Source organism: Marinomonas communis (assembly GCF_004363305.1).
In the GTDB taxonomy this organism is placed as follows: Bacteria; Pseudomonadota; Gammaproteobacteria; order Pseudomonadales; family Marinomonadaceae; genus Marinomonas; species Marinomonas communis.
The window spans coordinates 33,429-55,297 of record NZ_SNZA01000003.1 but is presented as its reverse complement, the minus strand read 5'-3'; the positions used below and the strand labels follow the sequence as shown (position 1 = coordinate 55,297).

The following is a 21,869-nucleotide window of genomic DNA, read 5'->3' as shown; positions in this document are numbered from 1 at the left end:
TGAAAAGACTTTTGCCTGCGAAGCAGAATAGCAAAAAACGCCGCAGTAGTACGAATCCGAGCTTATGCGTTTGTTATGCTGCATTTAGCAACATATATGATTTAACGAACAATGACAGCTCTTTATCTACCTCAGCTTCTTTTTGAAGCTCGTCTAGTGCTGCTTTACGTAAAGCTTGCGAAGATGTTCTAAAACAAGCATCAATAGTGCGTTTGAGCTCTTCAATTTTAACCTGTCTCTTTTCCAGAAGGTCAGGCCTGTTCAGCTTCAGGTCATTTATTGTCAAATCTCCTCGTTCACTCCCGTTCTTTGAGAATAAGTAGGTTCCATAAGCTACGAGATGCTGCTCAGGGTCTTCATCATATGGGTTTATATAGGGAGTATCTTCATGATATTTATCTGATTTTGAGTTGTTACATTTTGGACATGCATAGCCAAGGTTTTCCCAAACAAACATTAGTTCAGGATATTTATCTTCGGCTTTTGGTTTGATGTGCTCCACATGAGCAAAGTCGATATGAGAAATTTTGCACTCACAATACATACATTTATCATTGCTTGCGCCTTTTAACGCAGCCTTATTATCAGGATGCTTGTAGTTTTGAGCTGCAAGGGCTGCTGGGTTTGGGCAATTTGGGCGAAATAACCTAATCACTATTTTCCCTCCATGAATTTTTCAATAGCTTGAGGGAGTAACTTTTCAAGGCCGATCTCAGCCAAATCTTGACGCATCAATGTAAATACCCGTGGATCAGCAGAACTAGACTCATATTTTTTATTAATCGAATTTAGTTTATCTTCCACCCATATAGGCATTGTGAAAGACACGCCTAAAATTTCATCAAGCACTTCAATTGCATTCTTAGCTTGATGATGTAAATCAAGTCGATGTGAATCAACTTTACCAGCCGAATTATGCTTTAAAGCATATACTGCGGAGTCTTTAACAGAACCAACAACTAACGGGCTATGAGTTGATACAATAAATCTCGCATTCGGAAAAGCATTTACTAGATCAGGCAAAACTTTTCTTTGCATTATCGGATGTAAATGGTTTTCAATTTCATCAATAATCACTGTGAAGTCAGACTTTTCTTTAGTTGAAAACATGTAGATTTGCCAAGCTATATCTATTAAGGCGCTAATACCACCAGAAGCTGTTTCCAATACAAACTCATCATTACCTCCGTTACAAACAAAAACCACCTCCATGTTTCGGATTTCGATTTCTTCAAACCCGATACTTGAAGGTAGTATTTTTCTTAAAACCTTTTGAAATCCTTCAAAATTTTGTATTTGTTCGTCATCTGAAGGCATGATCGCCTTGTTAGCGTTATGAACGCCATAGCCTTGAATTACCCAGCCTATCAGGGTGTTTTTCATGAAAAAGCTACTAGATTGCCCTCCATTCCCCTGATATCTTTGTATATTATTTTGAGAAACTTCTTGAAAGGCACTTTGCTTATTTTTCTTAGTGGTTGGAATACTTCCTACTTGTTGGTATTTAAAAATAGGTCTATGCGAAGGTATATAAAAAGAATGAATATTTTGTAGTTTCTGAATCTGGACATGATATTGCGCTGAATTACCGTTGTTCGCTACTAAAGGGGAATTAACATTGTTAGAGTATGTAATTCCTCCAATAGAGTTATTACTCCCTATATCTTTACCGGAAAAAAAGCGAAAGAAATATTTAACTATTCCTGTGCTAGATTCTGTCCTAGGTGTAGCTAATGAAACGCTATTCCAGCCACAGTGCTTAGCTAAAATATTTAGAATGGTTGTTTTTCCACTACCATTACCGCCAGTCAATATCGTTACTCGATCATGAAATTCGATATCAACTTCTTGAAATTGTTGCCATTCGCTTAAACATATTTTCTTGATATACATGCGATTCCTCATCCATGCAGCATAACATTTTAATAGTACGCATGCGTGTTTATAGAATAAACCGTGCGTACTCGCTTTGTCGAATAACCGTGCATTATCAAGGAAGGATAGAAAGTGAGGCTTTTCGTCATCCGTGACAGCAGTTGTTAAAGAGTAAGCCATTACTGAGATGTTTCCAATGACTTCGGGTGTAATAATGATTGTTACCTAGGATGCTGGATCTCTCCCCGATGCAATCGGGTCGTACAAGGGCCGCATTCCTTTAAACGTTCAGCTTGATAGAGCTTCCATATGTTTGATTCGCACACTTTTTAATTTTATTGAATTGCATGGAAGCTCTTTTTACCCAAAAAGGGCTGGGGTTTACTCTGGTTGCCACCTAGGTTGCGAGATCTCTCCCCGATGCAATCGGGTCGTACAAATGAACTACACCTTTTAACATTCAGCCTGATAAAGCTTCCATGCGTTTGATTCGCGCTGACGCGTCGAGGCACGAAGACAATGCGCAAGCGAATTGAATTGCATGGAAGCTCTTTTTACCCACAAGATCTGGGGTTGATTCTGGTTGCTGCCTAGGTTGCTAGGTTGTTCCCGCGCGCAGCGCAGTCCTACAAGGGCTTGAGTTACTGATGATTGTTTCCTAGGTTGCGAGATCTCTCCCCGATGCAATCGGGTCGTACAAAGGGAGCATTCCTTTATACGTTCAGCTTGCAGCAACCAGGCGAAGCTTATTGCTGCAGAGGATGCTAGGCTGTTCCCGCGCGAAGCGCAGTCCTACAGGGGCTGGGGGTCTTTTGATTGCTACCTAGGTTGCGAGCTCTCTCCCCGATGCAATCGGGTCGTACAAATGAACTACACCTTTTAACATTCAGCCTGATAAAGCTTCCATGCGTTTGATTCGCGCTGACGCGTCGAGGTACGAGACAATGCGCAAGCGAATTGAATTGCATGGAAGCTCCTTTTACCCAAAAGGGCTGGGGTTGATTCTGGTTGCAGCCTAGGTTGCGAGATCTCTCCCCGATGCAATCGGGTCGTACAAATGAACCGCTCCTTTAAACGTTCAGCTTGATAGAGCTTCCATGCGTTTGATTCGCGCACTTTTTAATTTTTATTGAATTGCATGGAAGCTCTTTTTACCCACAAGATCTGGGGTTGATTCTGGTTGCTGCCTAGGTTGCTAGGTTGTTCCCGCGCGCAGCGCAGTCCTACAAGGGCTTGAGTTACTGATGATTGTTTCCTAGGTTGCGAGATCTCTCCCCGATGCAATCGGGTCGTACAAAGGGAGCATTCCTTTATACGTTCAGCTTGCAGCAACCAGGCGAAGCTTATTGCTGCAGAGGATGCTAGGCTGTTCCCGCGCGCAGCGCAGTCCTACAGAGCCGGGGATGCAGGATCTCTCCCCGATGCAATCGGGTCGTACAGATGGTATCGGGTGGTGCGAGTTGTTAACATCGTTGGGATGATGAATGTTGAGACGTGGTCGGTCTGAGTAGGAAACGTATGTCGAAGAAGAAGCGTAAACCTTGCCCCTATTGTTTAAAGGTGCGTTGGATGGTGATTTATCTCGCTTGTATGGGGATGATCGGTTTGCTGTTTTTGCAGCAGTTTATGAATAAGTAGCTGTTAGAGGATAGAGCTGTTGAAAAGCCCGCTAGTTATTCACAGTTCACTGCACGTTCTCTGATTTTCCCTCTCTGTTGAAAACTTTTTAAGCAGTTCTGATTTCAACAGAGCGTCTTAAAAGCAAAAAGCGCTGGGGCTTTCACCACAGCGCTTTTGTCATTCGATACTTTATTGACCTTTGCTATAGCAGTCCCACCGCTAATACTGGGAAGGCGATAATCAGCGCCAAGCGAACCAAGTCCGATACCACGAAAGGTAATACCCCTTTGTACATTGCACCGATGGAAATATGCGGTGCCACGGATTTGATCACGAATACGTTCATACCCACTGGTGGGGTTATCAAGCCCAGTTCTACGGTAATCACGGCAATGATACCAAACCAAATTGGGTCGAAGCCTGCTGCTTCTACCAATGGATATACCACTGGCACGGTAAGCAGTAGCATGGCAATACTGTCCATGACACAGCCAAGCAATACAAACAGTATCAGGATGCAGAACAGCACCATGTATGGCGTTAGCTGTAGGGCATCTACCCACTCAACTAGAGTGAAGGAAATACGAGAAACCGATAGGAAGTAGCCAAAGATTTCCGCACCGATGATCATAAAAAAGATCATGGCTGACATCACTAAGGTTTCTTGGATGGCTTCTAGAAATTTCTCGAAGTTCATGCCACGTACAGTGGCGATCAACCATGTCGCCGCTGCTCCCACAGCTGCCGCTTCCGTTGGCGTAAACCAGCCAGAGTAGATACCACCGATAATGAATAAGAACACGCCTGTGAACGGCACTAGGCCTTTCAAACCAACGAGTTTTTGCTTGAGTGTTGTCGCTTCCCCTGGTTGCGCAATATTAGGGTAAACAATAACTAAAACTGCGACCGTTACCCCGTAGAGTACCAACCCAAGTAGACCTGGGATAACGCCCGCAATAAACATATCACCGACCGATTGCTCGGTAATCAGTGCATAAAGTAGTAAGGCAATGGAAGGCGGGATCATGATCCCCAATGTACCACCTGCCGCTAAGGTGCCTGTTGCTAAGGTCGGCGCGTAACCATTTTTCTCCATCTCAGGTAACGCTACGCGGGACATACTCGCCGCTGTCGCCATCGATGAGCCTGAGATAGCCGAGAAAATGCCACATGAGGTCACGGCCGCAAGACCCATGCCGCCACGCCAACTGCCGAACAATGTCCGAGCGCCGGTAAATAGTTCTTGAGACATACCTGCTTTGGAAGCAAATACCCCCATCAAGATAAACATTGGAACAGGACTAAAGCTGTAATTTGATAAGGTTTCAAATGGCCCTGTGCCCAAGATCGAAATCGCAGGATCGAATGCGACGATGGAGCCAAAGCCGATAAAGCCCATGGCCGCCATGCTTAGGGCGATCGGGGCACGAAAGGCGATCATCACCAACATGATGGCGATGCAAGTTAAGCCGATTGCGGTGGTACTCATGCTGATTGCTTCCTATTGAAAATAAGTTCAATGGCACCCATGGCAGCAGAAATACATAACATTGCTGTGGCAAAGGTTGCTACGGAATAGAAATACGTCATCGGAATGAGTAAGTCTTGCGTGGTTTCATAGCTCATCGCAGCTTCATCTATAAGATGGAAAAAGCTGTAGCTCATCGCACCGCCAAGAAAAGCGAAACAAAGCAGGTAGAAGGCTTCAAATAAGTTCTTTTTGCGATCACTAAAATGATCCGTGAACAGGTCAACAATCACCTGAGAGCGGCTCACTGAGTGCGGTAAAATGAATAGGACTGTGAACAGTAGGCAGTATTTCACCAGCTCTACGCCACCGATAAAGGTCCAATCTAAGGCTCCATCCGTGAGGGAAAATAACCCTCGCGTGATAACGTCTAGCAAGGTAGAAAACATCATACCAATCAAGAAGACGCCACCAATCCAGTGCATTAATAGGGTAATTCTACCTAATACACGAGAAAGTGATTTCATAATTAACTCCGATCAAAGCAACAGCCTAGGGTACTTCAATGATACTAGGCCATTGAAAGCAGGTGACGCCGTTGACGTCACCTTGTCAGCATATCAGCTTACTGACATGTTGATTGGCTAAGTTCTACTGCACGGGCATAGACTTTGTGTGCTGGTAGACGTTTCTTTTCCAATTCGTTCAAGTAATCTTCCGTTGCTTGATACAGAACAGGTTTCCAACGTGGGTTTTCAGCGCCACCTTCGATCACGTTAATTTTGTGACCCATTTCAAGGGCTTGCTTACGACCTTCAGCGTCCAAACGGTCAAACGATGCGGCAGCGATTTTCGCCCAGTCCATACCACTATTGTCATCGATGACTTTCTTCAAGTCTGCTGGAAGTTTGTTGTAGAAAGATTTGTTCATGGTCGCGACAAACGACAAGGTGTACAAACCACCTACTTCGGTATGATGCGGTGTCAGTTCGTTTAGACGGAACGTGTATTGGCCTTCCCAAGGAAGTGACACACCATCGATTACGCCACGCTGTGTAGACTGATAAGCATCTGGCGCTGGCATACCAACTGGCTGCGCACCTAGACCTTCAAGGATCTTAGCCACTACAGCTGTTGGACGACGAATACGTAGCCCTTCTAAATCTTCTGGAGAGTTAATTTCTTTTTCAGTGGTGTGGATACCACCTGGTCCGTGAGTAAATAGGAATAGAGGTTTCGTCTCACGGTACTCTTTGTCTAGGAAACCTTCGTCATAGATGCTTTGTAGGATACACGAACCTTGTGCGGCACTGTTCACAATACCTGGAAGTTCAACCACTTGAGTCAGTGGGAAGCGGTTAGCGGTGTAACCTTGTACCGTTACTACTACATCCGCGATACGGTTTTTGGCCGCATCGTACAATGCAGGTGGCTTAGCCAATGTTGAAGAGGGGTACATTTCCACTTCAATTCGACCATTAGATTGCGTTTCAATCGCTTCTGCCCACTTATCAAAAATGTCTTTTTGCTGCCCAGCTACGGCTGGGAAGAAGTGTGCAAAACGCAACGTGTAGTCCGCTGCTTGAACGTTTGCTTGCATTAATGCGGTGGTTGCAATGGCTGCCACGGCAGTCTGTTTTATTATTGTTTTCATAATGACGCTCCAAGTTATTTGTTATTACTGTTTTATCGTTTTCATCATGAGAGAAACAAACTTATCAATCAGGGTCTACTAATGATAATTAATTAATCTACTCAGTCATTGAAAAAAAAGGATACAGACCATCGATCTCTGCATAACTCAACAAAAAAGTGAATATTAAGTGTCTGTTTTAAAAGTTCTTTTCAAAAAACAAAGGCCATTTCTTTTAAAGAAAGGGCCTTTTTGTTCAGTCTAGGAAACGATGCGTTACTTAATCTCTTCGTAAGGCAACCCTACGTATTGCTGGGCAATCACTCTTCGACCTGACTCATTTTCCGTGTAGAAGTTTAGTTCAGATTCCATAAAGCGGGAGAAGGTTTGGGAATCCGTGCCATTGACTTCAACCTGACCAAAGTCATGCATCATATTGGTCATCCACCAAGAGAAGCGTTCACCATGCCAGACACGACGCAGGCACACTTGTGAATACTGGGTGATGCACTCTTTGTCACCGTCTTGGTAAACACGAGTCAAAATCTTATATAACGTTGCCACATCGGATGCTGCTAAGTTCAAGCCTTTGGCACCGGTAGGCGGTACGATATGTGCCGCATCACCGACTAAGAACAGGTGCCCATACTGCATTGGTTCACAGACAAACGAGCGCAAAGGGGCAATGCTTTTTTCAATACTAGGGCCGGTTTCCATCGTAGCGGCTACGTCCGCTGGCAAACGACGTTTTAACTCTTCCCAGAACGCTTCATCGCTCCAGTTTTCCACTTTGTCTGTCAAAGGCACTTGGATGTAATAACGAGAACGGGTTGGCGAGCGCATGCTGGCAAGGGCAAAACCGCGGTCCGTTTTACAATAGATCAATTCGTCATGAGCAGGCTTGGTATCGGACAGCAGCCCTAACCAACCAAATGGGTAAACGCGCTCATGCTCGGTTTTCACTTCATCAGGAATAGTTTTACGAGAGACGCCGTGGAAACCATCACAGCCCGCGATGTAGTCACACTCTAAGCGAATACTCTCGCCATTTTTGTTAAAGGTGACATACGGTGACTCGGTCTTCACATCGTGTAGCTCGACATCAGAGGCTTCGTATACTGTGGTCAAGCCTGCCGCTTCACGTGCCGCCATCAGATCACGAGTGACTTCTGTTTGGCCATATACCATTACGGTATCGCCGCCGGTGAGTTCATCTAACGCGATGCGAACTCGCTTATTGTTAAACGCCAGCTCGACACCGGTATGCACTTCACCTTCGGCGTCCATACGTTCCGACACACCTGCTTCACGCAGCAGGTCCACCATGCCTTGCTCCAAGACACCCGCACGAATGCGCCCTAATACGTATTCGCCACTGACTCGTTCAATAATGATGTTATCGATGCCTTGTTTTGCCAGTAGTTGTCCTAGTAATAAACCAGATGGTCCAGCACCGATGATTGCCACTTGTGTTTTCATGATCGTATACCTGTCTTATTTTTGTTCGTTGTGATTGCTGATATGACTTAATAATGGTCAAAGACAGAACAAAAGATCAGGAACTTTTTGGACTTAAAATTGTACTTTTAAGACAATAAGAGCATCTCCATGAATCGGCAATTTCTTAACAAAAAAACTAAAATTTATAGACAATCACGGCTACTTATTACATTTTATACGCTATATTTGTTTTTTAGATCGACATTCATTTTTCAGAAAAAAATACAAAAATCGCCATGAATGATTCTATACCTCAGTTTGCTTTGTACGGTGAAGGCCGTTGGTTAGATAATCCAGACTTTGTTCACATCGAAGACATCGCCGCACGCAGTAGCGGTCTTGGTTGGCACATTAAAGCCCATCAACACACACAGCTGACGCAAATATTGTTGCTCAATAGTGGCTCAGTGCAGTTACAAATGGATTCCGAGAAGCGCTTTCTTGAAGGGTGTTGGGCGATACTCATTCCCCCGGGTACGGTGCACAGCTTTCGCTTTGCCCCTAATACAGACGGTCGAGTGTTATCCATTGCCGATTCGTTATTGGAAAGGGATTATCTGAATGCAGCGTTTATTCAAACGCCCGATTGCATCCAATTAAATTCAGAGCCGGAAGAATTTCAGCACTTATGGCAGCTACTCACTTTACTGGAGCATGAATTCCATCAGGTGAAACCTCTTAAAAACAGCTTAATTGAGCATTTACTGAAAGCGATCCTCGTCTATATCGAGCGCCATCACTCAGGTGTCCGCAACAGCTATCAAACACCCGATGATATGGTGTTACAACGCTTAAAACTGCTGGTTAGCCAACATCTAAAGGAACACTGGAAGCTATCTGATTATGCGTTGGCGTTAAATGTTTCTGAAAAAACCTTAAGTCGATTAGTGCAAAAAGCCTATGGCAAAAGCGTGTTGCAACTAACGCACGAGCACTTACTCAGAGAAGCCAAACGTAACCTGATTTACACGCAAAAGTCGGTTGAAGAAATCGCTTACGATTTAGGGTTTAAAGACCCGGGCTATTTCTCCCGTTTCTTTAAACGTGCTGAACAGCTTACCCCTGCTCAGTACCGACGCAGCTTAGATGCTTAACGCCTACCACCGCCTAATAGATGAATTATTCTCAACTATCTACTGAAAATTGATCGTTTGTTTAGTGTTCGCTGTCTGTTTACTATTTATACATCGAAAGACATTCCATAGGAGAACATTATGAACAACTCAATCGACAACTTAGATACTGACTACTACGTAGAACGCGCTTACGAGCTTCGCCGTGTATACGTTGCTGCTGCTATGAAAGCTTTTGTTGCTCGCATCAAGGCTGCATTCAAATCAAACAACCGTACAACGACGCTTCAGGGCAACCCAGCTCACTAAGCACCGCAACTGGCTTTGGCCAGAGTTCGTTACTGATCGCACAGTAAAAACAACAAGCCGATCAGGATAACGACCGCCCTGTTTGCTCAAGCATTCTCTCTCCGCTTTCTATTTCCTGCTTACCATTCCTTCTCTTTTTCATGATCTGCCTCATACTGGTTTCTCAATCCAAACGAGAACTTGTCATATAACTGTCATCATTCGTTCATACCATAACAAACCGTTACAATTTATACGGTGGTCATGCAGCCATGGAACTAGACAGCGCTACACTTTTAGATCAGATACTAGAGGAAGGACTCATCACCCCTCTGTTTCAACCCATATATGACCTAACCACGGGCCATATATATGGTTATGAAGCCCTGTCACGTGGCCCTGAAAACACGGAATTATTTAAACCAGATGTGCTCTTTCCTTTTGCACAAGCACAAGGACGCCTTCACGAACTGGAGCTTTTGTGTCGTGAACGCGCCATTTCACGTTTCGCCGAATTACAACTACCCGGTTTACTGTTTTTAAACGTCAGCGCGTCATTACTCAGCTCTCCAGACCACCAAAAAGGCATGACATTGGCCATTCTCAAAGAGCTGGGTATTAGTCAAAGCAATATCGTCATCGAGCTGTCTGAACAGCATCCGTACGATCAAAACGGTCTGTCTCACCAAAGTGTCGAGCATTATCGACAAATGGGCTTCCAAGTCGCCATTGATGACTTAGGTGCTGGTTATTCCGGATTACGCTTGTGGTCAGAACTGCGGCCGAACATTGTCAAGCTGGATAAACACTTTATCGAAGGCATCGACCGTGACCAAGTTAAACGCGAGTTCGTGCGCTCCATTATTAATATTGCCCAGCGCTTACGCTGCTCTTTGATTGCGGAAGGCATTGAACACCAACAAGAGCTCGACCAATTACTAGAGTTAGGGGTTCGTTATGGCCAAGGCTTTTTCCTACAAAAACCCAATGCCCTGCCATTTACCGAGCCACATGAGTATTTGATTAATCAAGCGTCGCAGCGTCGACGTTTCCATAATCAACATGGGGAGACGGTACAAACCCTTTGTCGTCCCTCTATTTTTATTGAAAGTACACGACCTCTAACGGACGTCGCGCAGTTGTTTAAGAAAAACAAAGATGTGTTTGCTTTACCCGTATTAGAAAATGGCAAGCCAATCGGCATCATTCGTCGTCACGCACTGCATGAGCTGTTCTCGACACCCTACGGTCGAGCGCTGTATGAAAATAAACCAGCCATTGCGATAGCTTCCACTGAAGTATTCATCGTAGAAAGCACCGTTTCACTCTCCAGCGTTTCTACTATGTTCACCGATCAAGAAGCAGACTTGCTGAACAACGAAATCTTAATTGTTAAAGAAGGGCTCTATTTGGGCATTGGTCATTTAAAAGACCTGCTGAAACGCATCACAGAGCTAAAGATCCAAAATGCCACCTATTCCAACCCGCTAACATTGCTGCCGGGTAATGTCCCTATTAATCATGAAATCAATCGTCGCTTGCTCGCCGAACAAGATTTCTACGTTGCTTACTTCGACCTCAATAATTTCAAGCCATTCAACGACTACTTTGGTTACGCCAAAGGGGATGCTGTGATTCAGCTGGTGGGGAGCATTCTGCGCAGCGTTGCAAACACGGATGATAACTTCATTGGTCATGTGGGCGGGGATGATTTTGTGGTGATCTTTAGTGAAGAAGACTGGTGTCAAAAATGCCATCTCATTCTAGAACGTTTTGCCTCTGAGGTGACGCAGTTCTATGAAGATCAGGAACTTATAGAGGGTGGTATCTGGACCAAGAGCCGTGATGGAGAGCATAGATTTTTCGACCTTCTAAGTTTGGCCATTGGTGTGGTTAACCCAAACCCTAAAGTATGTGACAGTCACCACTTCGTCGCAGAGCTGGCAGCGCAAGCGAAAAAGTCTGCCAAGCAGCGGGGAGGCAATCAGATCTATCAGCAACCCTATCAATACTATTACGAAGAAGATATCCCGATGGAGCAGGCTCGCTGCTGCAGTTAGTCTCATCATATGGACATATAGACTTCACAAAAGCGTCATCTTTAGCCTCTAGCCTAAACTGACTACCTAAAGAGGACGCAGGCATGAACACACAATTTCGAGCGGTCTTTATTTCCGATGTACACCTTGGTACAAAGTCTTGCCAAGCCGAGCACTTACTGGATTTCCTTAATCAAGTTGATACCCAAACGCTCTATTTAGTCGGCGATATATTTGACCTCATCGAAATGCGTAAGCGAGCCTATTTCAACGATGTTCAACAACAGGTGATACGCCGTATTTTACAATTGGCTCAGTGTGGCACAAAAGTGGTGTATATCCCCGGTAACCACGATGCTTTTTTTCGCCAGTTCTGCGGGCAAACTCTATCGGGAGTTTCTTTAGAACAGCAAGCCATTCATACCACCGCCGATGGACGCCGTTTCCTAGTCAGTCATGGAGATGAGTTCGATCAAATGGTGAAAGTTAGTCCTATTATGCTAGCCATTGGCGATAAAGCTCATGGCCTGATGTTGGCTCTTAATCGCTACATTAACAAAGCACGTCGTATGCTAGGCTTGCCCTACTGGTCTTTTGCAGGCTATCTGAAACAACATGTGAGCAAAGCACAGGAGTTCATCACTCGCTTCGAAAGTGCCGCCATCAAAACCGCACGCAATAAAAAGCTCGATGGCTACATTGGTGGGCACATTCACTTCGCGCGTTTTCAAAAACAAGCCGACGTGCTGTATTGCAACGATGGCGATTGGGTTGAACACTGTACCGCTTTAGTGGAGCACGACTCTGGCACGCTACAGTTACTGCATTGGTCTGAGCAACCTTGCTGGTTAGCCGAAGAACCAGAGCACGAAACCTTAGAAGCCACCAATCCAGTTATCGCTTGAGATAGTGGCTCTAGACCTACTTTTCCGTCGAGGAAAGACGCATACGTCCACCCCCAAGCTTGATCAGCTCTTGCAAGCTGGGGTCATGGTGATTGTAGTGCGCCGTCTGAGCGAGCAATAACTCCGCCGTGGCCATGGCATCGGTTAACGCATCGTGACCTTGATAATCTGGCAATCCATAGCGTTCTCGACAGGCCGGGAGGCGAAAACCGCCTTCAGCAATCACCTCTTGCGCTCTGGCTCGTCGCTGCACCTCTATTTGCATTGTATCAATCCAGTCAAAAGCCAACGCCGGCATGGGCTGTGTTTGCCACAGAGACTTGAGAAAACCCAGTTCCAAAGGCGAGTAGTGCACAACCAACACCTTATCTTTCATGATCTGTCGTAAATAGCGCAGTACACTGGCATGGCGTCGACCTTGCTCTAGAACATCTCGATCAGTGATCATATGAATCCCGACACTGACATCGTCTATCTGAGCAGAGTCCAACAATAGGTGCTGTGCCGTATCCAGTTGAATACTTCCCTGTTCTACCAACACCCAGCCTAGACTCACTACCTGATGATTTTTCGGATCAAGCCCCGTGGTTTCCATGTCTAAGACAAAATAAGAATGTTCATACCAAGGCAAGCTTTTGCTGTCTCGATGACTGCGCCAACGTTCAAAGGCATTGAGTAAGCGTGTTGGCATTTAGGCATAACCTCGAGCAAAGCGTTGCAGTGCTGCAGACTGCCCATCAGCAATGATGGCAAACGTCGATTTAAGGTGCTTACGCTCAAGAGAACTCAATTCACTGGGATCTAAATAAGCACTAGGCTCTCCAGAGTTTTGCCAATGTTGTCGCTGGGCTTGTAGACGCAGCTCATTGAGCTCATCCCAAGCGTCCATTAAGTTGCGCGCTATATCGAGCCCCATCAGCTTCTCGCGCGCGGCCTGTTCTAGGCGCTCTTTGGTACTGATGCGATAACGCTGGCACCCTAAACCATAAATACGAGCCAAATCATTAATCAATGCCAGCCCCTGATGCTTCAGGTCTAATTGATGTTTATGCTCGCCAGATGATTCCAATAGGAAGTTTCTAAAAAAACCTAACGGAGGCTTTGAAACAGTGGCAGCTCGCGTTAACGTCGCCAAGAATAAGGAAGACTTCGCCACCCGTGCCTGCATCGACTCAATCACTTCTTGTACCGGTGTCGCATCGCCATACACGCAGCGAATATCAAAGAAAATACTGGCGTTCAGTAACGCCGAGGGTGAACTCGCTTCAACCCAGTTTGCGAACGCCTGCTGCCAGCCCTCTTGCGTCATGCGCCACTTAGGATTGGACGCCATAATGTCTCCAGGACAAGTGCGAATGCCGCATTGGGCTAAACCTTCACAGACAAACGTTGCTAACTCAGAAAAGTACTGCGCTTCTTGCTCATTGGGTGTGCGTGAGAGCATCATGCCATTGTCTTGATCACTGCCAAGGGATTGATCTTTACGTGCCTGAGATCCAAACACCAAAAATTGGAATGGTAATGGTGCAGGCCCTAATGCTGCCATGCCCAGCTCTAACAATCGGCGAGTTAAACTGTCGCTGATCGCCGCAATCACACTACCTATATCTGTGGTTTTCATATCCGTTAGGATCAAATTGACGATCAAAGTATTCAGCTGAGCACAGACTTTTTTGAGAGAAGCCACATCTAATTGACGATTGATCTGATTAATCAACAGCAATGGACTCAGCTCTTGATGACGCAGCAAATCCGCCGCTGTGATCATCCCAACAGGAATATCCTCTTTACTCACGACAGGAAGATGATGGATATTTTTCTCACTCATCAGCGTTTGCGCATGCATCACTAGGCTGTGCTCATCAATGGTGGCAGGATGGCGCGTCATGATCTCATGCAGAGGCAGCTCCGCTGATGCCCCCACCGCCAACACCCTTGAACGCAAGTCTCGATCCGTGACAATGCCCGCAAGCTTATTCTGCTCTAGTACAAGTATCGAGCTCACTCGCGCTTCTGTCATGACCGCAGCGGCTTGTTGAACCGTATCCTGAGTGCTGGCGCTGATTAATGTCCGTGCCATAATTTGACTAAGAGGGGTAGAGAGTTGCAGCGCAGGTGTCGCAAGATCTGTTGCGTGAGCCCGTGACAATTTTCTTAGGCGACTGCTGCGGGTGTGGGCAAAGAACAAAGCGAAGTCTTCGTCTTCTTGCAACAGGCTTTGAAAACCTTGCTTTTGAAAGCGATAGATTAAACTGTCTTCAAGGACGACCACTTGCAGGCCGTCAGGGTTTTGCTCTAAAACGGTCGATACGCCAAAACAATCGCCATCAGACAGTTTATCAACCAACCCACCCTGAGCTGAGCGTATTTCACAGGCACCACGACGAATCAGATGTAAAGTAGCTTGCTCGCCCTGTAGGGTGAGCTTTTCCCCTTGCCTTGCATAGGTTAATGCAACGCCTGTTAGAAGCTGTTTCTGCTGTATTTGCGTCAGGCTAGAGAATGGTGGGGTACTGTCAATAAACTTGAGTACCTCTGGAATGTCGATGGCAGCCATAAAACCGTGTCCCTGTATTATTGTTATGGCTTAAAGATACGACGGCATGAGGAGACTGACCACCTCAATGCCGTAATTTAGACTAAGGTATGACGACCTAGGACAATAAAGGCCAAATTAACCAAACACTACGCGATCTCGTCCCGAATTTTTGGCTTGATATAATGCATTGTCAGCACGTGTGATCAAAGCATCAATAGTATCGCCCGTTTGGTAATGAGATTTACCGATACTAATGGTGGTACGTATACTAATGCCTTCTCCGCTGTCAAAACGAGCTTCACGAATGACTTTGGCAAGCTGCTCCAAACACCGCTCCACTTCTAGCTGCCCAGCCTGAGAGAAGATGACAAGAAACTCTTCCCCACCCCAACGGGCAATATGTCCTAGTTCACCGACTGTATGTTCAATAAGATTACCGACCGAAACCAGCACATCATCGCCCATCAAGTGGCCAAACTCGTCATTGATTCGCTTAAAGTGGTCAATATCGATCATCGCTAAACACAATGACTCTGGGCGCATTTCAAATTCGGTTTTTAGGCGACGTAACATTTTACGGCGGTTAGGTAGGCCTGTTAGCGCATCAATATAAGAGGCTTGTTCAAGCTCTAAATTCGCTTCTCGTAAAGCAGTCTGATAACGGTCGGAAATACGAGTAATTTTCTCAAGCTGTCTTAAGTGTTTATCAAAGCGCTCACCTAGCGTTTTCTCCCGTTGGAGAATCATGTCTTGGTAAGAATCAGAGACGCGAATCATTTGTTCAATCCGAGACCATTGATTCTGATTGTACTGCCAAAGCTCGTCCAATACGTCATAAAGCGGGTGCTCTAAATTGTGATTATCGGCTAATGCACTGACAACACGCTGTTCTAGCGCTTTGATATCTGACTTCATTCTTGACCTATAATATTAAAGCTAAAACTACAGTCTTCTTTAAATTCTTCCGCCAATTCTGCTACACGCTCATTATCGGCATCGTAGCGCCAGTTCACTTTGACTTCGCGGCCTTGCTGATGGGCTTCTTCGAGTTCGTCAAAAATATCCATCATAACCTTTATACTACTGGTGTTCAGATACAGTAGTGCTAATTCAACCACAAGCGGACGCTCATTATCTTTTAAATAGCGCGTTACCCACGCCACTAATTCTGAGTAAAACTCAAATGAGTTTTCGGGATAAGAATCACCTTCCATGTAAATAACGCCGCGTGCACTGTCCGTTTCAATCAGTGGCGTAGATTGGGTGGATACAATTTTTAGATCATTCATACTCATTGTTACTCAAATTTGAACACTCAAGCTTAAATAGCCGGTATCGTTAGCAAGGGGTTTCAGCGAAGCTTGTACCGGTGCAGTTGCCTTGCGAGCCATATCAATTAACCCTAAGCCTGCTCCGGTCGTCGCTTGTTCATCACGCGGTTTGCGCAGTTGCTCTTTGTAGCGTTTTTTCAGTTCTGTTTTATCCAATCCAGCCAACGCATTGACAGCAGACTGTACGGATTCGCCATCTTTCAAGCGTACCAAGTTGCCCGCAGAAATATGATAATGGCCATCGCGAAAGCTCACCACAACCGTTGCCATATCAGCACCTGTTAGCCCTGATTTAAGAGCATAATGGCGAATATTTTGCGTTAGCTCAATGTACACCGCAAACACATCAATGGCAGAAGCGGGTGAGGCCTGTTCACTTTTTAAGTAATTGCGTAGTGCATTACCAATTTCTTCTATCAAACTACGAGAAATAGGCCCGTTAAAGCACAACAATATCTTCTCATCGTCAAAACGCTCTCTTAACTCGTAAAGGTCAGACACTAACATTCTACCTCCTTTTTTCGTTGACTTACTGTTCAAAACGGAAAGATAACAAAGTGATGTCATCCCGCTGAGGTAAGTCACCCATGTAGTCATCTAAGGCTTCAGCAAAACGAGCAGTTTGCTGAGATAAAGGACGTTGGGCATTCTCAAGCAATAATGACTCAAAACGCTTATTGCCAAAGCCAAACTGTTTATCACCACCGGCTTGATCTAAGTAGCCATCAGTAGTCATATAATAAGTCCAACCAGACAGCGGCAAGTCCTGGTTCATGTACTCGCCCACCTTGCGATCACCAATCGCACGACGGCATCCTTGATGCTTCTCAACAACTTGTCCATCGCTGGCGTATAAAGCAATTTTCGCACCACTAAAGCGTAAAGTATCACCCTCTTGGTGAATATACACCAAGCCAACATCGGCATTCGTCGCGACCTGATTCGATACATTCTCTTCATGCAACATCGAGCGCACTGTTTGATCAATAGAATAAAGCAGTTTAGCTGGGTCAGAGATCCCTAATTCATTCACGGCTTTATCAATCGCCGCTCGCATCAGCATGGTCATCAATGCGCCTGGCACACCATGCCCCGCACAATCAACAATACCCAATAAGCACCCTTCACTGTTGGTGTGAAAGACATAGAAGTCCCCACCCACAATATCGCGAGGACGCCATACCACACTGTGATGCTCACCTAAAAACTGCTGCATCTGTCGGTCAGGTAAAATGGCTTTTTGTATCAGGCTAGCGTAATCAATAGAGTCGCCTATTTTACGATTGGCTTCTTTGATCTGCGCATTGCTTTGTTCTAACTCTTGGGTGCGGGCTTTAACACGAGACTCCAATTCTGCAGTATGTGAAGCTACTTGCTGGGCCATGGTGTTAAACGTACGGCTCAGGTCACCAATTTCATCGTCGTATTTGACTGGCAAACGAACTTCATAAGAGCCTTGAGAAATGGCCTTAGCCGACTGCTGCAACTGGCGTAGTGGCTGCAACACCAGACGGTCAACAGCAAAACCAAAGAGAATCAAAACAACCATCAGCAGTACAGCGAAAACAATACCTACCGCCATAATCAGATCAGTATTGAGTAATCGAACTTCGTTTAGATTGACACTTGTGGCAACCAGCCAGTTTAGGTCTGGCATATAGCGCATAGACAAAACATAAGGCTCTCCGGAAATCCGAGTACGCAACGTCACAACTTCTGTACCGCTTTTCGCTTGAGCAATGGCGCGCTGTAAAGGCTCGGCATCCTCTACAAGCCCCATAATCGTGATGCCATCTTCGCGGGCGCTGCCCATACCGCCGATAGACACCAAGCCACTATTAGAGTGGGCTTCTATTTTTAAAGTATCTGCATTGATAACAAAAGGTTGTACACCAGGCTGAGGAGACGAGGTAAAGTTTTCAATAAAGCGCCCGAGTTCAAAGCCTGTCCCGGCTAATCCTAAAAACTCTCCTTGATGCTTTACGAGTACATTAATCCAGATCTTCGTTTTATGAAGTTGCTCATTTAAATCCACATTAATGTTATAGGGAGCAGTTTGGTTTCGAGTTAAGAAATACCACTTATTTGCTTCCACATTTGCATCAAGGTGGTACTGCGGGTCGCCGTCTACCGGCAAATGCTCATCGTAATAGTAATAAGCGAGGTCTTTATCCGTTGCAAAGAAAATAGCCCCATCTTCAAACGCTTGCTTAAAGGCATTGATATCATACAGAGCCGCCTCTTTGTTGACTTGATTTTCTGGGTCTGCAAACCAGGTCTCAACAGTCCCTAATTGAGCTAAACGCTTAGCTAACGCTAACTCGCGAGACATAGGTGCAAGAATCTTTTGATAGTTAAGCTCTGTATAGTTCTCAGAATAGGTTTTAGCGGAGTACTGACGCCCTTCAGCCACCACATACCATCCCAATGTCAGTGCGATAAAACTTGCGATCACTCCTGCGAGTATCAGCACTAATAATGATTTCCAGCGTAATCCCCAGCGTGCCAAGGTTATGTTCCTTTTAATAGTTTGCGCCCTTATTTTAGGCTGTCTAATAGTTCTGTAATGCTCATCGGCTTAGCCAAGCCGAAACCTTGGAATAAATCACAACCTTGCTCAGCAAGCCAATTAAATTGCACCTCTGTTTCCACGCCTTCCGCAATGACTTCCATGCCTAAATTGTGGCCAAGACTGATGATGGACTCAGCTAGTGAGGCATTTTTTTCGCCCTGCTCAATATTGGCTACAAACGATTGGTCAATCTTGAGTTGATCGATAGGCAATTGATGCAAGTAGCTCAATGAGGAATATCCTGTACCAAAGTCATCCAGCGAGATCTGTACTCCAAGTGCTTTTAGTTCACTCATCTTGGTTATGATATCCTGCTGGTCGTGAGCTAACATGCTCTCGGTCAATTCCAACTGCAATGAGCCAGCCACAACATCGTATTCACTTAGAATCCTTTGTACCTGTTGCACAAAGTCCTCTTGTGAAAACTGTACGGCACTTACGTTTACCGACAAAATAAAGTCACTCATTGACTCATTGAAACGCCATTCAGAAAGCCATTGACAAGCCGTTCTTAGCACCCACTCGCCAATCGGTAATATAAGCCGTGACTCTTCTGCGAGAGGAATAAAGACACCTGGTGATACGATACCTCGCTCAGGGTGCTGCCAGCGCAGTAAGGCCTCAGCACCAACCATACTTCGCTGAGCATTCCACTGGGGTTGAACATGTAAGGTAAATTCGCCGTTTACCAAAGCTTGTCGCAAATCGCTCTCTAGCTGAACTCGCTCTAATACTCGCTCTTGCATACCGGTTTGATAGAAGCAATAACGAGAACGCCCTAAAGATTTCGCCTCATACATTGCCAGCTCAGCTTGCTTAATAACCTCTAGCGGGTCATGGCACTGCTCATCAAACACCGCAAGACCAATACTGGCGCTAATTTGGTAGTCCATTTGGTTCAAAGAGAACGGCCGCTCGAACGCTTTAAATATCTTCTCCGCCACATGGCTAGCGCGATAAAGAGCACGATCTGCATTGCTAGAGATATCGACAGGCTCTAGCAGAATCAAAAACTCATCGCCACCAAAACGAGCAACGATGTCTTGCGCTCTGGTCGCTTCCGTTAATCGCGCTGCAACCTGTTGAAGCAGTTGATCGCCTGTATTGTGCCCCCAAACATCATTCACGTCTTTGAAGTGGTCAAGATCAATAAAGAGCACCACGCTTTGAAGTGACCTCAAGCTCTTCTCTTGGACATAGAACATCATCTCTTCAAGCAATAACGTTCTATTAGCAAGACGAGTAAGACTGTCATAATAATTTAGTTGTCGAATTTGGCGTTCAGAGGCTTTGCGCTCAGAAATATCCTTGAAGGTCGCCACGTAGTGACTCACTAGCCCTTGAAAATCCTGTACCGTTGAGATACTTAACCACTCAGGATAGATCTCACCGTTTTTACGCTTATTCCAAACCTCACCTTCCCATGTTCCTTTGTTAGTCAGCTGTTCAAACATGCCTTCATAAAACGCTTTGTCATGCCTGCCTGATTGCAAAATAGAGGGAGTTTGACCAATGACTTCACTTTCACTGTATCCGGAGATCTTTTGGAATGCTTGGTTCACTTTAATAATTCGGTTATGTTGGTCACTGATCAACATGCCATCTTGCGTTTCAAACGCAGTGGCTGCAATACGTAGTTGCTGCTCCGACTCATGTCGAATGCTAATATCACGTAGGAGCACAACATAGTTTCCAGATTCGCCACTTCTTGGGGATGCTTGAAATACAACAGACATCTCAAACCATAGATGTCGTACATCGTTTATTGATAAGCAAAATACGGCGCCACGATGACTTAAAGTCTCGGATCGTAGTACTTCTTGGAAAACAAACTCAAATACTTCAATCACGGATTCGGGCAAATGTGCTTTAAAAGACTCGCCTTCTTTGAAGTAATCCGCGAGCTCTGATTCATCATTCGGCATCCGTGCATTGACCACACACCCAGTCTGAGAGATCTCTAGAAGAGGGTCAGGAATCGCCATCAGCGTCCGGTTAAGACGGTCATCTGATGCGTTTGCATGCTCTGTTTGCTCTGTCAATAAGATGGCTAAAAGTTCTTTTTGCTCTTTTATGCGCAGTCCCATAAAGACAAAGCGCGCCACTAAGCCCGCAACACCAATGCAAGCTATGCCATAAACAAGCCATAAGTGTGCCGGAAACCAACCACTTTCAGGTGCCAGCGCTAAGCGCCAACGTACACCTGGCAGGCTCATTTCAATGACGACTGGCTCCACTAAAGCTTCTGCATTATTTTCAGAAATGACGAGAGGTGTTTCCAAATCTACCCTATCTAAACGGTAGGCGAAGCCTTGTTCTACCAATGCTTGGAATTGAGCGCTTTTCAGTAGAGCATCCACACGGATAACCACATTACTGAACCCCCAGAACTGCTCTGGTCCTTCATTTCTGTCCTCAAGAGTAATGGGATAGCGAGCCACAAGCCCCTGACCACCTTGTACTAAATTGACGGGGCCAGATAGTATTAACTTTTGTTGTTGCAAGGTCACCCAAGCATCGGTGCCTTGCTCGATGTCCATCAGTTGATTAAAACCTATCGCCTGCTCATTGCCAGCCAACGGATAAACTTGCTCGACAATACCATTTGGCGACAAAGCAAAGTTATTCACTTCGGGATAAAGTTGATGTAACGATTCCGCCACTTGAGGGAACCAGCGAGTGAAGCCACCAAATTCGTGGACTAGCGCTGCGAGAGAATAGATACCTGATAAGTTGTGGTCCAATACACTGCGTAATTGGTAGGAATAGGTCTGCGCCAATGCGTGGGCTTGCGTGCGCTGGATATGATTTTGCTGGTTTTGCCAAACAAACGACGCAGACACACCGATAAAAAATACCACGAAAAAAACAATGGCACTGTAAGTAAAGGTGCTCCGACTGGTCTTGTTGGATGGAGAATCACTCATAATTAGTCGTGTTACTCTACTTTGTTATTGGCCATCCCTGGGCAACATTAAAATTAGGGTAAGATCATAACAAGCTTAGTACAACTTTGATATTTCAAA

At 45.4% G+C, this 21,869-nt stretch carries 17 protein-coding genes; 4 read left to right on the top strand and 13 right to left on the bottom strand.

Features of this window, described 5'->3' with window-relative positions; genetic code table 11:
* Nucleotides 1–73: 73 nt before the first annotated feature.
* The 6 genes from C8D85_RS09295 to pobA form a co-directional block, all read right to left on the bottom strand.
* Nucleotides 74–655, bottom strand: a complete 582-nt coding sequence (locus tag C8D85_RS09295; protein WP_133561982.1) for an HNH endonuclease signature motif containing protein — start codon at nucleotides 653–655, stop codon at nucleotides 74–76.
* The gene (locus tag C8D85_RS09290; protein ID WP_211342171.1) at nucleotides 655–2,055 is read right to left on the bottom strand and encodes an AAA family ATPase; all 1,401 of its coding nucleotides are present in this window, start codon (nucleotides 2,053–2,055) and stop codon (nucleotides 655–657) included. Before C8D85_RS09290 ends, C8D85_RS09295 begins: the two co-directional genes overlap by 1 nt.
* A gap of 1,642 nt (nucleotides 2,056–3,697) precedes the next feature.
* Nucleotides 3,698–4,984 (bottom strand): TRAP transporter large permease, encoded by a 1,287-nt coding sequence (locus C8D85_RS09285; protein WP_133561980.1) that lies wholly within the window; start codon nucleotides 4,982–4,984, stop codon nucleotides 3,698–3,700.
* Entirely contained in the window at nucleotides 4,981–5,490 is a 510-nt protein-coding gene (locus C8D85_RS09280; protein ID WP_133561977.1) for a TRAP transporter small permease, read from the bottom strand. Before C8D85_RS09280 ends, C8D85_RS09285 begins: the two co-directional genes overlap by 4 nt.
* A 98-nt stretch (nucleotides 5,491–5,588) precedes the next feature.
* On the bottom strand, nucleotides 5,589–6,617 hold the full coding sequence (locus C8D85_RS09275; RefSeq protein WP_133561975.1) for a TRAP transporter substrate-binding protein: 1,029 nt from the start codon (nucleotides 6,615–6,617) through the stop codon (nucleotides 5,589–5,591).
* A 255-nt stretch (nucleotides 6,618–6,872) separates the two neighbouring features.
* Nucleotides 6,873–8,075 (bottom strand): 4-hydroxybenzoate 3-monooxygenase, encoded by a 1,203-nt coding sequence (gene pobA, locus C8D85_RS09270; protein ID WP_133561973.1) that lies wholly within the window; start codon nucleotides 8,073–8,075, stop codon nucleotides 6,873–6,875.
* Between the two features lie 257 nt (nucleotides 8,076–8,332).
* On the opposite strand from pobA, the gene C8D85_RS09265 reads away from it, so the two are divergent.
* From C8D85_RS09265 to C8D85_RS09255, 4 genes are all read left to right on the top strand, one after another.
* Nucleotides 8,333–9,190, top strand: a complete 858-nt coding sequence (locus C8D85_RS09265; RefSeq protein ID WP_133561971.1) for a helix-turn-helix domain-containing protein — start codon at nucleotides 8,333–8,335, stop codon at nucleotides 9,188–9,190.
* A 120-nt stretch (nucleotides 9,191–9,310) separates the two neighbouring features.
* A complete protein-coding gene (locus C8D85_RS18075; RefSeq protein WP_162847564.1) occupies nucleotides 9,311–9,478 on the top strand; it encodes an RSP_7527 family protein in 168 nt (55 codons plus the stop codon).
* A gap of 251 nt (nucleotides 9,479–9,729) precedes the next feature.
* Complete coding sequence (locus tag C8D85_RS09260) at nucleotides 9,730–11,517, top strand: bifunctional diguanylate cyclase/phosphodiesterase (RefSeq protein ID WP_133561969.1); 1,788 nt, start codon at nucleotides 9,730–9,732, stop codon at nucleotides 11,515–11,517.
* A gap of 83 nt (nucleotides 11,518–11,600) precedes the next feature.
* Nucleotides 11,601–12,401 (top strand): UDP-2,3-diacylglucosamine diphosphatase, encoded by an 801-nt coding sequence (locus tag C8D85_RS09255; protein WP_133561967.1) that lies wholly within the window; start codon nucleotides 11,601–11,603, stop codon nucleotides 12,399–12,401.
* 16 nt (nucleotides 12,402–12,417) lie between these two features.
* Here the strand turns inward: C8D85_RS09255 and C8D85_RS09250 are convergent, their stop codons facing one another.
* The 7 genes from C8D85_RS09250 to C8D85_RS09220 all read right to left on the bottom strand — a co-directional run bounded on the left by C8D85_RS09250 (nucleotide 12,418) and on the right by C8D85_RS09220 (nucleotide 21,770).
* Complete coding sequence (locus C8D85_RS09250) at nucleotides 12,418–13,092, bottom strand: 3'-5' exonuclease (protein WP_133561965.1); 675 nt, start codon at nucleotides 13,090–13,092, stop codon at nucleotides 12,418–12,420.
* The gene (locus tag C8D85_RS09245) at nucleotides 13,093–14,958 is read right to left on the bottom strand and encodes a DUF294 nucleotidyltransferase-like domain-containing protein (RefSeq protein WP_133561963.1); all 1,866 of its coding nucleotides are present in this window, start codon (nucleotides 14,956–14,958) and stop codon (nucleotides 13,093–13,095) included. It abuts the gene before it with no gap.
* A gap of 117 nt (nucleotides 14,959–15,075) precedes the next feature.
* A complete protein-coding gene (locus C8D85_RS09240) occupies nucleotides 15,076–15,855 on the bottom strand; it encodes a diguanylate cyclase (protein ID WP_133561961.1) in 780 nt (259 codons plus the stop codon).
* Nucleotides 15,852–16,235, bottom strand: coding sequence for a biofilm regulation phosphoprotein SiaC (gene siaC / locus C8D85_RS09235; RefSeq protein WP_280524921.1), 384 nt, complete (start codon nucleotides 16,233–16,235; stop codon nucleotides 15,852–15,854). Before siaC ends, C8D85_RS09240 begins: the two co-directional genes overlap by 4 nt.
* A gap of 6 nt (nucleotides 16,236–16,241) precedes the next feature.
* Nucleotides 16,242–16,778: a biofilm regulation protein kinase SiaB gene (siaB, locus tag C8D85_RS09230; protein WP_133561959.1), complete on the bottom strand. Its 537-nt coding sequence runs from the start codon at nucleotides 16,776–16,778 to the stop codon at nucleotides 16,242–16,244.
* A 22-nt stretch (nucleotides 16,779–16,800) separates the two neighbouring features.
* Nucleotides 16,801–18,780, bottom strand: coding sequence for a biofilm regulation protein phosphatase SiaA (siaA, locus tag C8D85_RS09225; protein WP_133561957.1), 1,980 nt, complete (start codon nucleotides 18,778–18,780; stop codon nucleotides 16,801–16,803).
* A 29-nt stretch (nucleotides 18,781–18,809) separates the two neighbouring features.
* The gene (locus C8D85_RS09220) at nucleotides 18,810–21,770 is read right to left on the bottom strand and encodes a bifunctional diguanylate cyclase/phosphodiesterase (RefSeq protein WP_133561955.1); all 2,961 of its coding nucleotides are present in this window, start codon (nucleotides 21,768–21,770) and stop codon (nucleotides 18,810–18,812) included.
* Nucleotides 21,771–21,869: the final 99 nt, after the last annotated feature.

What these genes read in the sequence shown, in the direction of transcription:
- C8D85_RS09290 (WP_211342171.1), bottom strand. Translation starts at nt 2,055, where the DNA reads ATGGCTTACTCTTTAACAACTGCTGTCACGGATGACGAAAAGCCTCAC.
- C8D85_RS09285 (WP_133561980.1), bottom strand. Translation starts at nt 4,984, where the DNA reads ATGAGTACCACCGCAATCGGCTTAACTTGCATCGCCATCATGTTGGTG.
- C8D85_RS09280 (WP_133561977.1), bottom strand. Translation starts at nt 5,490, where the DNA reads ATGAAATCACTTTCTCGTGTATTAGGTAGAATTACCCTATTAATGCAC.
- C8D85_RS09275 (WP_133561975.1), bottom strand. Translation starts at nt 6,617, where the DNA reads ATGAAAACAATAATAAAACAGACTGCCGTGGCAGCCATTGCAACCACC.
- pobA (WP_133561973.1), bottom strand. Translation starts at nt 8,075, where the DNA reads ATGAAAACACAAGTGGCAATCATCGGTGCTGGACCATCTGGTTTATTA.
- C8D85_RS09265 (WP_133561971.1), top strand. Translation starts at nt 8,333, where the DNA reads ATGAATGATTCTATACCTCAGTTTGCTTTGTACGGTGAAGGCCGTTGG.
- C8D85_RS18075 (WP_162847564.1), top strand. Translation starts at nt 9,311, where the DNA reads ATGAACAACTCAATCGACAACTTAGATACTGACTACTACGTAGAACGC.
- C8D85_RS09260 (WP_133561969.1), top strand. Translation starts at nt 9,730, where the DNA reads ATGGAACTAGACAGCGCTACACTTTTAGATCAGATACTAGAGGAAGGA.
- C8D85_RS09255 (WP_133561967.1), top strand. Translation starts at nt 11,601, where the DNA reads ATGAACACACAATTTCGAGCGGTCTTTATTTCCGATGTACACCTTGGT.
- C8D85_RS09250 (WP_133561965.1), bottom strand. Translation starts at nt 13,092, where the DNA reads ATGCCAACACGCTTACTCAATGCCTTTGAACGTTGGCGCAGTCATCGA.
- C8D85_RS09245 (WP_133561963.1), bottom strand. Translation starts at nt 14,958, where the DNA reads ATGGCTGCCATCGACATTCCAGAGGTACTCAAGTTTATTGACAGTACC.
- C8D85_RS09240 (WP_133561961.1), bottom strand. Translation starts at nt 15,855, where the DNA reads ATGAAGTCAGATATCAAAGCGCTAGAACAGCGTGTTGTCAGTGCATTA.
- siaC (WP_280524921.1), bottom strand. Translation starts at nt 16,235, where the DNA reads ATGAGTATGAATGATCTAAAAATTGTATCCACCCAATCTACGCCACTG.
- siaB (WP_133561959.1), bottom strand. Translation starts at nt 16,778, where the DNA reads ATGTTAGTGTCTGACCTTTACGAGTTAAGAGAGCGTTTTGACGATGAG.
- C8D85_RS09220 (WP_133561955.1), bottom strand. Translation starts at nt 21,770, where the DNA reads ATGAGTGATTCTCCATCCAACAAGACCAGTCGGAGCACCTTTACTTAC.